General features: G+C 38.4%; 14 protein-coding genes. 5 read left to right on the top strand and 9 right to left on the bottom strand.

The features are described 5' to 3' along the window. Window positions 1-9: 9 nt before the first annotated feature. Window positions 10-624 carry a c-type cytochrome gene (locus tag ABJE44_RS08070; protein ID WP_348112538.1) on the bottom strand — a complete coding sequence of 205 codons (615 nt, stop codon included), beginning with the start codon at window positions 622-624 and terminating at the stop codon, window positions 10-12. Beyond that, a complete protein-coding gene (locus ABJE44_RS08065; RefSeq protein WP_348120711.1) occupies window positions 614-2,203 on the bottom strand; it encodes an FAD-dependent oxidoreductase in 1,590 nt (529 codons plus the stop codon). The genes ABJE44_RS08070 and ABJE44_RS08065 overlap by 11 nt, the downstream gene beginning before the upstream one ends. A gap of 352 nt (window positions 2,204-2,555) precedes the next feature. Here ABJE44_RS08065 and ABJE44_RS08060 point away from each other — a divergent pair, with 352 nt between their 5' ends. Then, window positions 2,556-3,575 (top strand): LysR family transcriptional regulator, encoded by a 1,020-nt coding sequence (locus ABJE44_RS08060; protein WP_348112536.1) that lies wholly within the window; start codon window positions 2,556-2,558, stop codon window positions 3,573-3,575. Between the two features lie 84 nt (window positions 3,576-3,659). Here the strand turns inward: ABJE44_RS08060 and ABJE44_RS08055 are convergent, their stop codons facing one another. Both ABJE44_RS08055 and nagZ read right to left on the bottom strand, forming a co-directional pair. Beyond that, entirely contained in the window at window positions 3,660-4,010 is a 351-nt protein-coding gene (locus tag ABJE44_RS08055) for a DUF1805 domain-containing protein (RefSeq protein ID WP_348112535.1), read from the bottom strand. A gap of 212 nt (window positions 4,011-4,222) precedes the next feature. Beyond that, window positions 4,223-5,248 carry a beta-N-acetylhexosaminidase gene (gene nagZ / locus ABJE44_RS08050; protein ID WP_348112534.1) on the bottom strand — a complete coding sequence of 342 codons (1,026 nt, stop codon included), beginning with the start codon at window positions 5,246-5,248 and terminating at the stop codon, window positions 4,223-4,225. A 206-nt stretch (window positions 5,249-5,454) separates the two neighbouring features. On the opposite strand from nagZ, the gene nadK reads away from it, so the two are divergent. From nadK to bamE, 3 genes are all read left to right on the top strand, one after another. Continuing rightward, entirely contained in the window at window positions 5,455-6,330 is an 876-nt protein-coding gene (nadK, locus tag ABJE44_RS08045) for an NAD(+) kinase (RefSeq protein WP_348112533.1), read from the top strand. Between the two features lie 95 nt (window positions 6,331-6,425). Then, a complete protein-coding gene (gene recN / locus ABJE44_RS08040; protein ID WP_348112532.1) occupies window positions 6,426-8,099 on the top strand; it encodes a DNA repair protein RecN in 1,674 nt (557 codons plus the stop codon). A 117-nt stretch (window positions 8,100-8,216) separates the two neighbouring features. Beyond that, on the top strand, window positions 8,217-8,573 hold the full coding sequence (bamE, locus tag ABJE44_RS08035) for an outer membrane protein assembly factor BamE (protein ID WP_348112531.1): 357 nt from the start codon (window positions 8,217-8,219) through the stop codon (window positions 8,571-8,573). Window positions 8,574-8,731: 158 nt separating this feature from the next. On the opposite strand, the gene rlmM is transcribed toward bamE, so the two are convergent. The 4 genes from rlmM to ABJE44_RS08015 form a co-directional block, all read right to left on the bottom strand. Then, window positions 8,732-9,805, bottom strand: a complete 1,074-nt coding sequence (rlmM, locus tag ABJE44_RS08030) for a 23S rRNA (cytidine(2498)-2'-O)-methyltransferase RlmM (protein ID WP_348112530.1) — start codon at window positions 9,803-9,805, stop codon at window positions 8,732-8,734. Between the two features lie 3 nt (window positions 9,806-9,808). After that, window positions 9,809-10,180, bottom strand: coding sequence for a DUF423 domain-containing protein (locus ABJE44_RS08025; protein WP_348112529.1), 372 nt, complete (start codon window positions 10,178-10,180; stop codon window positions 9,809-9,811). Window positions 10,181-10,317: 137 nt separating this feature from the next. Further along, the gene (locus tag ABJE44_RS08020) at window positions 10,318-10,938 is read right to left on the bottom strand and encodes an alpha/beta family hydrolase (RefSeq protein ID WP_348112528.1); all 621 of its coding nucleotides are present in this window, start codon (window positions 10,936-10,938) and stop codon (window positions 10,318-10,320) included. Next, on the bottom strand, window positions 10,919-11,827 hold the full coding sequence (locus tag ABJE44_RS08015) for a transcriptional regulator GcvA (protein ID WP_348112527.1): 909 nt from the start codon (window positions 11,825-11,827) through the stop codon (window positions 10,919-10,921). Before ABJE44_RS08015 ends, ABJE44_RS08020 begins: the two co-directional genes overlap by 20 nt. Window positions 11,828-12,047: 220 nt before the next feature. On the opposite strand from ABJE44_RS08015, the gene ABJE44_RS08010 reads away from it, so the two are divergent. Next, window positions 12,048-12,338, top strand: a complete 291-nt coding sequence (locus tag ABJE44_RS08010) for a hypothetical protein (protein WP_348112526.1) — start codon at window positions 12,048-12,050, stop codon at window positions 12,336-12,338. Between the two features lie 129 nt (window positions 12,339-12,467). On the opposite strand, the gene kdsA is transcribed toward ABJE44_RS08010, so the two are convergent. After that, window positions 12,468-13,319, bottom strand: a complete 852-nt coding sequence (gene kdsA, locus ABJE44_RS08005; RefSeq protein WP_348112525.1) for a 3-deoxy-8-phosphooctulonate synthase — start codon at window positions 13,317-13,319, stop codon at window positions 12,468-12,470. Between the last annotated feature and the right edge of the window lie 73 nt (window positions 13,320-13,392).

Here is a 13,392-nt window from a genome sequence, read left to right as displayed (position 1 = left end):
TTGTTCCTGCTATTTTAATTGTTGAATGTATGCAGCTACGTTCGCCGCATCTTTTTCTGAAGTAATGACACCACTTACCGCTCGCATCTGTTGACCATAATTGTCGGCTTTATGGGTACCGCGCATACCTAATCTAAATTGATTAAGCTGATTAAATATATACCAATCATTTAACCCGCTCAAATTAGGTGCTCCAAGCATTTTATTACCTGTAGCAGTAGGACCATGGCATGCAGAACAGGTTTGATACAGGGCTTCACCGGCTTTTATATCAGCTTCAATAGTTGCCAAAGGTTTAGGTGAGTCGGTAGAGGTTACCCATTTAACAATGTCTTTGATTTCCTGAGCAGTTAAATTTTTAGCCATTAGCATCATTTCCCCGCCGGTCAAATTATCGGGGTGAGCGCCTCTAACTCTCGTTTTAAAATTGAGTAATTGACGCTCTAAATACCAATCAGATAATCCTGATAGTCTTGGCGCTTGGATGTTTTCATTGCCCTTTAATTGTGCACCATGACACACAGTACAATATTCTAAACCAACAGGAGTCGGTACCTCTTCGGCACCGAGATGAAATGCCAATAAACCAGATAAAAGTAATAACAAACAACGTTTAGCTAACATTATTGGTCTCTCCAATATTAAAGTTGGCTGCTAACATTTTATTTAGTTGCTGCAAGGCCTGCTCACTTGAAGCTAGCGCCCCTTCTTGCCAGCCCGTATGGTGGCTTATCTGATCGCCAATCATAAAATGGCGACCTTCAGGTTTTTGAAGTACATGATAGTACTTTTCGAAATTATCATGGCTCATTCGTAGACCACAACCCATTTGGTGATTCATTCTAGACCATGGAATAGTAATGCCATTTTCTATGTATTTACTGTAACCCGGATGGATTTTTTCACCTGAGAGTGCACCAGCTTTAAGTCGTTCTTCTTGCGACAGCGCTTCAAACATCTTGGTGGCTTTTTCATTCCAAGTATAAGCACCTAACAAAATACCTTTCTGAGCGTGTATGTCATGGGATGGATACCAAATTTGACCAATGGCGTCTTTTGAATAACTAATGCCACCATAAATACCGTCATTTTCCCAAAAACGCTCTTTCATTTGATAGGCAATTTTAAACAAATGACCTCGTTTAATGGCATTTAAACCAGATTGGTAATTATCCGAAAAATTATTTTCTATACCAGCCATAAAATGAGCAGGAATATTATTAAAACAATAATCAGCTTTTACAGTGTGGAACTCTCCACCGTGCTCATAGGTCACTTCTACACCGTTGTCTCGATTAAATATTTTCTTAACTTGGGCATTTAACACTGGTTGTCTTTTTAGATTTCTTAGAAATGCGTTGATGACATTGTCCATTCCACCTGTGGGTTCCATGAGTGGCTCGGCCCAATCGTATGTTTCTGAGCCCAATAAGCCACCGTACCAGAAGCTGCTATCTAACATTGCTTTCAACTCAATAGGCGCTCGTGGTGATGGATAATCAAGCATACGGTCTGTTGTAGAGCCGCCTCTGTCACTTCCGATATACTTACCGTTTTCAGTTAAGTCACCGTAGGTTTTAGAAAACTTCTTCAGCTTAGCGACATCCTCTTTACTCAGAAGTTGATCGAACTGATTCGAGTCTGCTGACTTCCATAATAGTTCTGACATCAAACCACGGGCATCGGTATGATATTCCACTATACGTTTAGGCTTGCCGCCGAGAGACTTATCGTCCTGAAAATAGGCCATTTTGCTACTATTGGCCTTAATTTGTAGCGGTACATGCAGAGTTTTGCAATAATGTAATAAACGTCTGTGATGGCCAGGTATGCGGGCGGGACCACAGTTGAAGTACATATTTTCTTGTTTGTCGAATTGGCAAATCTGGGGGTTACCCATTTCGTCAATCTTGTCACCATTACGAACGGTTAGATTACGGCCACCGGGCCTAAATGAAGCTTCTAAAATGGTGCAATCGTAACCGGCTCTTTCTAATTCTAATGCCGTTGACAAACCTGCAAGCCCTGCACCTAGTATAAGTGCTGTTGGATTTTGACCTTTGGCTGCAGGTTTAACCTTGACTGGACCTGTGTATGGCTCATCGGGCATTAGGCCTAAAGCTAGAGATGTTTTGAGTAACGCCGAAGAGCCGCCTGCGGCTCCGACCATAGTAAGAAATTGTCTTCTAGTAATATTCAACATAAAGCGATTTGATAAATACCTTGTTATTTTTAAACCAATACAACAACTAAATCTTAAAGAGATAATACAAATTGAACGAATGTGACAGAAGGCACATAAATATTGTTCAGGTACATAATAAATATATATCTAGCTTGTAGCTCCCGCCAAGTATCAGATGACAAATGTTGCTATGATCTAAATAACTGTTATTAAAGCGAAGAATTATTACGATTAATTCTTTATAATTGGCCAACAAATATATTTATGAAATTATAACGGGCGCAATGAGTTCTAATAAATATGCATGAAATGAATATAGAGGCGTAATTCTAATAATGATTAAAGCGGTTAAAAATAAGATGAAACGCCTATGAACTCTAAGCAATTACAATATTTTTTAGTCACTGCTGAACAAGGAAGCATTACAGCCGCTGCCCGCCATTTGGATGTAGCCCAACCAGCTATAAGCTTGCAGTTAGCCAATTTGGAACACGAACTCAAGGCTAAATTGTTTGCTCGGGATTTTAGAGGCGTGGAGTTAACTGAAGCAGGAAAAAAATTCGAAAAACATGCCCAGCTCATAATGGGGCAGATGCAGGCCGCAAAATCAGACTTGGCCGGTGACCAGTCTGAATACAAAGGCAAAGTGATATTAGGGCTTAGCCAATCTAATTGTAATGTGCTGTCTATACCCTTGTTGAAAGAGCTTGAACATAGGTTCGCAAATATTGAACTGGTTTATAAAATAGGGCCTAGTTTTGAAGTAGAAAAATGGCTAGCTGAAGGTAGTATCGACCTAGCATTATGTTTTACCCCTATGAATATCAATACGAGTTCTAAAGCACTCCCTATAATTGATGAAGATTTATTTTTATATATTTCAAAACAACCACAAAATCCGTCTTATAGTGAATTAGCGTTATATTCGAACCTACCTTTTACTGACCTGCAACACTATGAAATTTTTGTTCCAGAACAGAAAGATGCACTAACCCAGCTGCTTCAGTTAGAAGCCCAGAAGCACGGTATAAAACTCAAATCTAAAAGAGGATTTGGGCAATTAATGACAACCCTTCATTACGTTACACAAGGTGTAGGACTTTTAATATGTCCGTCTTCAGCCACTTTTCATTTAGAACAAAGTGGTCAAGTTCGTCCAATAAGGATGATAGAGCCTAACTTAAGCCGTATGGTATATCTGCAAATGGCAGAACAAAAACAAAACAATAATATTGTAAAAGCTATTTTTGAATTGGTTCGAGAAGTTTCAGCGGATACCCATGCTAAACAACATTGGCGTGGTAAGTTACTGGATGAGAAATACCGGCGCACTGAGCCTAACAATGTTGCAGATCTGTTAGATCAACAAACTGAAAACTACAGTATTTAAAAAGTAATAAGAGTCATAATAATACTAAAAGGCATATTTACATAAATACGCCTTTGATATATTTATTAGCGAAAGAACACCAAGCTAACGCAACAAGGCTAAAGCTTCAGCCCCTGACATTCCTTTAGTTACTCCTAACGCTTCAGCTGCACTAGACAATGCAACGACAGGTCTAGATAACATATCATCATGGGTTTTAACCCCTGACACTATTGCACAGGCTTCCCCGGTTTTTTCACACGTGCCAACGTCAACGTAAGCACAAGCTAGCAACCCCTTTTCACCTTGAACTGTCAATAAAGGCAATTTTAAATCTATTTTTTGTTTTTCAAGGCCATCCCAATCAAATGGTGCAGCTTGTAAGTTAATTGACATTAACGTAAACAAACTAATAGCTAGGTAAGAAGATCTTTTTATAATTGTATTTTGAATCATGCAAATTTACTCATCTTGATTTTACTGAATAGGAAAATGGTGGATTAGAAAGCAGTAATAATGCCAAAGAACTCAAAAAGCTATTTGGATAAGTCAAATCCAATAAAATGATAGATAAACGACATTTAAGGTCACTATCACACATTTAATGGTGATCATTTATGCCCTTTAAAAGAGCATAAATAACCAATTATCAGAACAAACAATGCTAATTAGACTGGTTCTCTACTCTCGTTTATGGAGTTAAGTGTGTAGGTAATATCTTGATATTGCTGTGATTTTTGTAAGGTTTGAAAATCAAAGTGACAAGATGACTTTAAGCCACTTACCCTTTCAACGCTCAAGTCATCCATAGCTATATCTGAAGGCAAACCATCAATGACCGTAATAGCGCCACTGGGATCGTTACAAACCAACACCATGTCACATCCTGCGCTTATGGCTAACTCTGCCCTTTCAACAATGTCTCCCATTTGCACAGCCCCTTCCATAGATAAATCGTCTGAAAATACTACACCATCAAACCCTAAATCAGTACGCAGTATTTTTTGGATCCATTTACGAGAAAAGCCAGCTGGTAAGTCGTCTACATCAGGGTAAATTACATGAGCTGGCATCACCGCATCCAGCAAACCTTGCTTATTAATTTCTGTGAATATCGCCATATCCAACTCAAATATTTGTTGTTTATTGCGGCGATCAATTGGAATAGCAACATGTGAGTCTTCTAAGACATTACCATGACCAGGAAAATGTTTACCTGTTGCGCTCATACCTGCGTCTTTCATCCCAAGAATAAACTGGCTAGCTAATTTAATAATTTGGACTGGTGATTGATGAAAGCTTCTATCACCTATCACTTCAGAAATGCCATTAATATCCAGTACCGGAGCAAAACTTATATCGATATTAAAGGCTTGTAACTCTGCAGCCATAAGCCAGCCTAAGGACCTAGTAAAAGAGTCAGTATCAAGCTGGTGCCTTTTTAAAAGCTGGGATATCTCCCCCATAGCAGGAATGTTACTAAAGTCCTTTCTAAACCTTTGTACTCTGCCCCCTTCGTGATCCGTGGCAAGTAGAATATCGTTACGCGTCACTTCTCTAATATGCTTAACCAAATCCTTTAACTGTTTTTGGTCATGGTAATTACGAGTAAATAATATTATTCCCCCAACTAACGGATGGTCAAGAATATCTATTTCTTCTGGTGTCAGTTCATATCCCGACACATCTATCATTAATGGCCCCATAAAACCTGATGCTTCTTACATTTGCTAATAAAAGTTGGCGCTACTATAGAGACCGTTAAATCTAACAGTCAATCGATTACCTTAATTTTCTACTTTTTATATGTAACTTATTTGTTAGCAATAAGACTAAAAGATATGACTTTCAAACTCCCAACTGGTTATACTCTGGGGAAATATAGTTAATGACATATTACATGAAGTTTAAAACCGTTGGGTTAATAGGAAAGCAAGCACATCAAGGTGCTAAAATCAGTCTTAGTGCATTAATCGTTTATTTAAACGAACGAGGCTGCACTATATTGGTAGAAACCAACACAGCCAGCAATTTAGATGGTCAAGATGTAGAAGTTTGCAGCATAGAAGACATTGGGCGCCAAGCTGACCTAGCCATAGTTGTAGGCGGCGATGGTAATATGTTGGGTGCCGCTCGCGTACTCGCTGAATATAATGTTGGTGTTGTAGGCATAAATAGAGGCAACTTGGGCTTTTTAACAGATATCAACCCTGATGATATAGAGCCACAACTAGACAGCATTTTTGATGGTGAATGTAAGGTTGAACAACGCTTTTTATTAGAAGTTGCTGTTTATAGAGATGGAGAAATTCAAAGTAAAGACTCTGCCGTAAATGAAGTGGTACTGCACCATGGAAAAGTCGCCCATATGATGGAATTCGAAGTTTACTTAGATGAACATTTTGTATTTAGTCAACGCTCAGACGGTTTAATAGTTGCTACACCAACAGGCTCAACGGCATATTCTCTATCTGGAGGCGGGGCAATATTAACTCCCAAACTAGACGCTTTAAGCTTAGTGCCTATGTTCCCTCACACTTTGAGTAGCCGACCCATAGTAGTTGACGCTAATAGCATAGTGACCTTGAAAGTTTCCCCAGAAAATACTGATAACCTGCAGGTAAGCTGTGATAGCCATATAGTGCTAACAGTATTACCCGGCGATGAAATTAAAATCTGTAAAAACCCTGCTAAGTTAACCTTAATACACCCTAAGGGTTACAATTATTTTAATGTACTACGTACAAAATTAAGCTGGGGCAGCAAGCTTTATTAATCCGCCATAAAAGCAACTAATTACTGGACACAAGCCCAACACCTGTTTATATTTACATGCACTGTATATTTAAACATGACTTGGAACTGTGTCTCATGCTTACTCATTTATCTATTCGCAATTTTGCCGTTGTAAAAACTTTAAATGTCGATTTTACCCAAGGCATGACTGCTATTACAGGGGAGACTGGTGCAGGTAAGTCTATATCTGTTGATGCGTTAGGTTTATGCCTAGGCGAGCGTGCAGATAGCGGTATGGTGAGAACTGGTGCAACTAAGGCAGAAGTCAGTGCCACTTTTTACATAAAAAACCTAGCAGGCGCACTAAAATGGCTAGAAGAGCATGAGCTAACAGACGCAGATGAGGTGATTATTCGCCGAGTTGTATCTTCTGAGGGGCGCTCAAAAGCCTTTATTAACGGTACGCCAGTACCACTACAACAATTGAAGAGCCTCGGGCAATTTTTGTTAAGTATTCATGGGCAACATGCCCATCAACATATACTAAAAAGTGACAACCAAAGAAACTTACTAGATCAATATGCTGAACATCAACACCTGATAGAGAAAGTGTCGGCCAGCTATCAAACCCTAAAAACTCAAAAACGACAGTATCAAAGTTTGCTTGAAGGACAACAACAAAGGGCTGACCGCAGCCAACTTCTGTCTTATCAAATACAAGAACTGGACGAGTTTGCATTATTGGAAGGCGAGTTTCATGAGTTAGAAAGCGAACATAAAAAATTAAGTCACAGTCAAACCCTATTAGAACAAAGCCAAATTAGTTTTCATCAGTTATACGAAGCCGATGACTTTAACGCTTTATCGGCTGTACAAGGCAGTGTAGACAGATTAACAGAGCTACAGGATCACGACCCTAGTTTAACGCCTATTGTTTCGATGCTAACTGAGGCATGTATACAGATAGATGAAGCTGCCAATGAATTAAGGGCCTATACAGAACAGTTAGAGATAGACCCAATGAGAATGCAAAACGTTGAAGCTAGATATTCTCAAGCCCTTAACTTGTCTCGTAAGCATAATGTTCAACCTGAAGCTTTATTTGAGTTTCATCAAGATTTGAATACGGAATACAAAGCTCTAGTTCAAGATGATTCATTATTAGAGGAGTTAAAAGAACAATTATTGGTTGTTGAAAGTGATTATCGAAAAGCAGCCTTACGGTTAAGTACATCACGTAAAAAGTCAGCAAAAGCTTTTGCTAAAGAAGTAGAACAGCATGTTCATCAAATGAATATGGCTGATACTCAATTTGAAATAGTAATAAATCATGACGAACATGGTACCCCACATAATTTAGGATTAGACAGTGTTCACTTTATGGTATCTACCAATAAAGGCCAGGCGAAAGATAATCTTGAAAAAGTTGTGTCTGGTGGTGAATTATCTCGTATAGGTTTAGCCATTCAAGTAATTAGTTCGAGTAGTTGTGATATTGCTACTATGATATTTGATGAAGTAGACAGTGGAATAAGTGGTTCAACTGCCTCTGTAGTGGGCCAATTACTCCGAAAATTAGGAGAATCGACCCAAGTTATTTGTGTTACCCATTTACCTCAAGTGGCTGCCAGAGCTCATAATCAGATGTTTGTGACTAAGTTCAGCGATAAAAATACCACAGAAACTCATATGATTTCTTTACAAGAAAGTGAACGAATTGAAGAGTTGGCACGTCTACTAGCAGGAGACACACTAACCGAGTCTGCGATTGCTAATGCCAGAGAATTGCTAGAAATCAGTAATTCCTAGAAATTAAGCATTGATTGAGCTGTTGTGGCTGGGTTAGGATGCTTCGCCAAATGTTGAAGGGTTTATCCCATCAATCGCGATTTATTGCTTTTTCAAACGCCAAGATATTGAGTAAAAATGAAGTTTAAGAATTTATTAATTGTTTTAATAACCACCGTGACCTTATCAGCCTGTGCCGATTGGATTTTTCGTATTGATATACCACAAGGTAACTTTTTAGACGAAAAAGAAGTTAAAAAACTTAGAATTGAGATGACCAAAGAACAGGTTGAATATGTATTAGGCAAGCCCGTGCTAGAAGATGCCTTTGATCATGACACTTGGTACTACATTTACAAAATGAAGCGGGGTATGAAAAAACGTGGTGAAGATTTCCGTAAGGAACTCACCATAGAGTTTGTGGACAACAAAATTGCTAAAGTAAGCGGTGATTTTGAATTATCCGAAGAGTTTGATATTCCTTTAGATCAATAAATTTATTTGTTAGTTATCCGATTAACTCTACGTTAATCGGATAAACTTCGACTAAAGTCAAATCAGTTAATATTTATGAAAGGCTCTAGGTTAGTTTACCCAAAGGACTTTTATTGATTTACCCTTCGTAAGTCCATCAATATTCCCATCACTTTTTATTAGCCATTTAATAACCTTAAATGCACAGTTACCTCTTCTCTGTTGTGATACAAGTGTTTGGTTTGCATTTGGTAACGGCCGACATTGGCATGTTTCATTACTTCTTCAATTATGGCTAATGCTCCCTGTACCGACTCATAACGTCTTTTCATAGGTAGCTTTAAATTGAACATAGCTTCTTTACAACTTTGTTCAGCCACCCAAGTAGCCATTAGCTTAGCCACGCGTTGTGGTTGCTCAATCATGTCGCATACCAACCAATAAATATTTTTCTTTTTAGGCTGAAATTTAAAGCCATCTTCTGGGCAGTATGTCACCTGCCCTGTTTCCATTAACGCTTCGTCCATAGCACCATTATCTACGGCTTGAACAAACATCCCCCGTTTAACCAGTTGATAAGTCCAACCACCTGGGCAAGCTCCTAAATCGACAGCCTGTAACCCTCCTTGCAAACGAACATCATGTTCATCCTTTGGAATAAAGGTTTGAAAGGCCTCATCTAGCTTTAATGTGGAACGGCTAGGAGCATCAAAGGGAAATTTCAATCGCATAATGCCTAAGGGCAAAGGAGAGTTATTATGTGTAAATGAAAAACCAATATAAGCTTTGTCATTTTTGGTAAAAAACACATGCAAAACTGGCTTTTTAGGATTGTCTTTATTGGTTAACTTATTCTTTTTACGCAAAGCTTGTCTTAACGGTACGCTTATCTTTCTGCAAAATTTAGATAACTCTCGACCATCTGTTGTATCTGCATACTCAACTCTTAACTCACCGCATAATGGAAAATCAGCAACCGCCTCTATTAAAGGACTAATTCTGTCTGTTATATCCATATTTTCAATAATTTGCTGGCAAGCAAAGTGCTGCCTCGCGAATATCAATCGACTAAAATCTAACTTTTTACTTAAGACCTCAGCATGCTCTTGTTGATAACAATGGAACAAAACAAAGCCACTATTACTTTTTGCTTCAACGTAGCCATACACATTTAATAGACTAGCTTTATCTTGAACTTCATTGGCAACATCATTTTCAAAACCACTACGGCAATATAAAACTAAACCTGCCATAATTTAATTCACTCCCTTTAAAGCAGAAGCCAACAATAACGCCCAGCCCACAATAAAAAATAAGCCCCCAAGTGGCGTAACTGGACCAAACCATTTAATTTGTGTCATAGCTAGCAGGTATAAACTACCACTGAAAAAGATAATACCTGCGATCATAAAACCAGCACTATATAACAACAAAGCTTGGGGCATTTGACGATATAAAATAACCAATAAAATTAGCGCTAGACTATGGTACATCTGATATTGCACACCTACTTGAAAGGTATCCAGCATAGTCGTAGATAGTTTATTTTTGAGGCCGTGGGCCGCAAATGCCCCCAAGATAACCGATAACATTCCGCTAAAGGCTGCAAAAAACAAGATTATTTTCATTCAGAACTCGCTAGTAACAGAGTATTCAAAAAGTGAAGCTAGATTCAAAAAATTGTGGGCATGGTAACAAAAACCTTAACTAACTATCTAATCAAATATCTAGCAACGGTATTATGGCGTTAAAATATGGCTTGGTCTCATACATTCCTATTTACAAACGACACCGACTCTAGAATTGCTATTTCTAGATTTTGTTGCAATGTCATTCCAGACTTAACTCTCGGTTTAAAGCTGTGATCACCATCCGTCAGGTACCTAAGCTGAACTCTATGAGACATTGCATAACCTTCTATCTCTTGCTTTGTACCAAAGGTATCTCGCTCACCTTGTAAAACTAAGACAGGTTTACCTATTTGCTTTAAATGCTCAGTACGCAATTTTTCAGGTTTAGTAGGTGGGTGAAACGGATACCCCATACAAATACAGCCTTTAGCAATAGAGCTCTCTAACACCATACTCGCTATTCTGCCCCCCATTGACTTACCACCGATAAAAACCGGCAAACTGCTATCGAGTTCTTTTAAGACTGCCTGGTAGCAGGCTACTAACTTATCGGCTCTATCTGGTGGCCGCCTTTTGCACAACTCTTCAGCTAAAGCCATATATGCAAAATTAAAACGCACTACGTTTATGTGGTGCTGGCTAATTCCTTCTGCCACACGCTCCATAAATTCACTATGTTGCCCTGCACCTGCGCCATGAGCAAACACTAAAGTAGCAATGGCATTATCTGCCTGATTAATAAAAGTCTTGATCAATTTGGTCTGCCGTTACTTCTTCTAATAGCCACTCGCGAAATGCGGTGATTTTACCTAAATCTGCCTGAGACTGGTGGCACACTAGGTAATAGGCATTTTTAACAATCAATTTCTCGTCAAATGGGCACACTAAGCGCCCGGCTTCGATTTCTTGCCTAGCGAGAACACTATGCCCTAAGGCTATACCTTGTCCTAAAGCCGCTGCTTGTTGAACCATCATAGAGTGGCTGAAGATTGGCCCTTGATTAACATTTACCCCTAAAACATTAAAGTGTTTAATCCACTCCTCCCAAGGCTCTCTGGATAAGTCATGCAATAATACATGCTTAGAAAGGTCATCTAGCTTATTTAATGGTTTATCTCCTTGAAATAGCAGTGGAGAGCAAACAGGAGTTAAATATTCAGTATGTAATTTATCTGCCACTAAACCTGGCCACTTTCCTCTCCCAAAATAGATAGCCACATCAACATCGTCCGTTAAGAAGCCTTCGTCACCATCAACCGCTTTTATTCTGATATCTATATCTGGATTAATTTGAGTAAATTGATTAATTCTGGGTACTAACCATTGAATAGCAAAACTTGTTTGCAGCGCTACTGTAATCGCACCTTTCTCCCCTTTTGCTACCAATTTATCAGTAGCCTCATGTAATGCATGAAATATATCTTTTAGGTCAAGGTAATAACTCTGTCCTTCTTCAGTCAAAAATAGAGCACGATTTTTACGCACAAATAATTTCATTGATAAGAAGTCTTCTAACGCTTTTATTTGATGACTCACGGCCGCTTGAGTTACAAATAACTCATCTGCAGCCTTGGTAAAGCTCAAGTGCCTAGCCGCAGCCTCGAAGGCTTTTAGTGAATTTAAAGGGGGTAATCGCCTGGGCATTTATGAAGAAACCGTGAATAATTATTAATGCCTATTTAAGCATTAGTTTTTCTAATGCGCAACAATACAAATAGTCATTTTATAAAAACTTAATATTTGTATAGAATTTAACCCGTGAAAGAAATTAATTGTTTTAAAACAATTAATAAACTTCCAAAGCAGATTAACTAAATTAGAAAAATTCTATTTAACTTACATTAACAAACTTAAGGTTAACAAAATGAAAAATATATTTACACAAGCTCTACTTAGCTCTTTATTACTTGCCACAGTTTTATCAACTTCTGTTGCCAATGCAAAAATCAATGAAAGCTCTCAAGCATCTAGCCTTGAAGCGCAAATCAAGCAAAATATTAATACTATGCTTGGCTTTACTGAAGCTCCTGTCTCACAAGCAGATATTGCTAAAGAAATGAATTCAGCAGCATTAGAATTACAAACGAATGAATTAGTTCGTAGCAACAACGAACAATTACAGAAATTTAAATTTAAAGTAGTTATTGCTGACTAGTACATATTTAAAGTTGTCTGCTCGTTAACATTGATTTAGTAAGTTAGCGCTGTGTCGAACCATTGCATATCAGATGCATTCTGGCGCCGACACAGCAAACTTACTTAACTCAAACTTTTATAACGCTCACTATTTCGCACTCGTATCTAAAGGTGCAAAGCTTTTTACTAAATCATCTAACGCTTTCATTTGCTGTAAATACGGTTCCAACTTATCTAAGGCTAATGCACAGGGTCCATCACATTTAGCTTCATTTGGATTAGGATGTGCTTCAATAAATAATCCACCTAGACCTAAAGCCATTCCACTTCTCGCAAGTTGCGCAGCTTGAGCCCGCCTACCATCAGCAGAATCAGTGCGCCCACCAGGTTTCTGTAATGCATGGGTAGCATCAAAAATAACAGGTGCGAAAGCTTTCATTTCATCCATAGCAAGCATATCAACCACTAAATTATTGTATCCGTAGCACGAACCTCGTTCACACAAGATTATTTTATCGTTTCCCGCTTCGCCAAACTTTGTAATGATATGACGCATTTCATGGGCTGCCAAAAATTGAGGTTTTTTGACATTAATAATGGCATTTGTTTCAGCCATTGCTACCACTAAGTCAGTTTGCCTGGCTAAAAAAGCGGGTAATTGAATAACATCCACAACTTCGGCTACTGGCGCTGCTTGATGGGGTTCGTGTACATCAGTAATCAAAGGCACATCGAAAGTGCTTTTAATTTCTTCAAATATTTTTAACCCTTCTTCCATACCCGGGCCACGATAAGAATTAACCGAAGAACGATTTGCCTTATCAAAAGACGCTTTAAACACGTAAGGAATATTAAGTTTTGTAGTGATCTCCTTATAATGCTCAGCAATTTTCATTGCCATATCGCGCGACTCAAGCACATTCATACCACCAAACAACACAAAAGGTTTGTCGTTAGCAATCTCAATTTCACCAACAGAAATACTTTGTAAATTTTGCATCTGAACTTATTTAACTCTTTGTTATTAATTGTGTTTAGCATAACAACTCAAAAGCCTTCAAGATATCCCAAAA

The organism is Paraglaciecola sp. (assembly GCF_039942875.1).
Classification (GTDB): Bacteria; Pseudomonadota; Gammaproteobacteria; order Enterobacterales; family Alteromonadaceae; genus Paraglaciecola.
This window is presented reverse-complemented; position numbering and strand designations above follow the sequence as displayed.

Coding starts and splice junctions, on each gene's coding strand:
- ABJE44_RS08070 (WP_348112538.1), bottom strand. CDS start 624: ATGTTAGCTAAACGTTGTTTGTTATTACTTTTATCTGGTTTATTGGCA.
- ABJE44_RS08065 (WP_348120711.1), bottom strand. CDS start 2,203: ATGTTGAATATTACTAGAAGACAATTTCTTACTATGGTCGGAGCCGCA.
- ABJE44_RS08060 (WP_348112536.1), top strand. CDS start 2,556: ATGAACTCTAAGCAATTACAATATTTTTTAGTCACTGCTGAACAAGGA.
- ABJE44_RS08055 (WP_348112535.1), bottom strand. CDS start 4,010: ATGATTCAAAATACAATTATAAAAAGATCTTCTTACCTAGCTATTAGT.
- nagZ (WP_348112534.1), bottom strand. CDS start 5,248: ATGATAGATGTGTCGGGATATGAACTGACACCAGAAGAAATAGATATT.
- nadK (WP_348112533.1), top strand. CDS start 5,455: ATGAAGTTTAAAACCGTTGGGTTAATAGGAAAGCAAGCACATCAAGGT.
- recN (WP_348112532.1), top strand. CDS start 6,426: ATGCTTACTCATTTATCTATTCGCAATTTTGCCGTTGTAAAAACTTTA.
- bamE (WP_348112531.1), top strand. CDS start 8,217: ATGAAGTTTAAGAATTTATTAATTGTTTTAATAACCACCGTGACCTTA.
- rlmM (WP_348112530.1), bottom strand. CDS start 9,805: ATGGCAGGTTTAGTTTTATATTGCCGTAGTGGTTTTGAAAATGATGTT.
- ABJE44_RS08025 (WP_348112529.1), bottom strand. CDS start 10,180: ATGAAAATAATCTTGTTTTTTGCAGCCTTTAGCGGAATGTTATCGGTT.
- ABJE44_RS08015 (WP_348112527.1), bottom strand. CDS start 11,827: ATGCCCAGGCGATTACCCCCTTTAAATTCACTAAAAGCCTTCGAGGCT.
- ABJE44_RS08010 (WP_348112526.1), top strand. CDS start 12,048: ATGAAAAATATATTTACACAAGCTCTACTTAGCTCTTTATTACTTGCC.
- kdsA (WP_348112525.1), bottom strand. CDS start 13,319: ATGCAAAATTTACAAAGTATTTCTGTTGGTGAAATTGAGATTGCTAAC.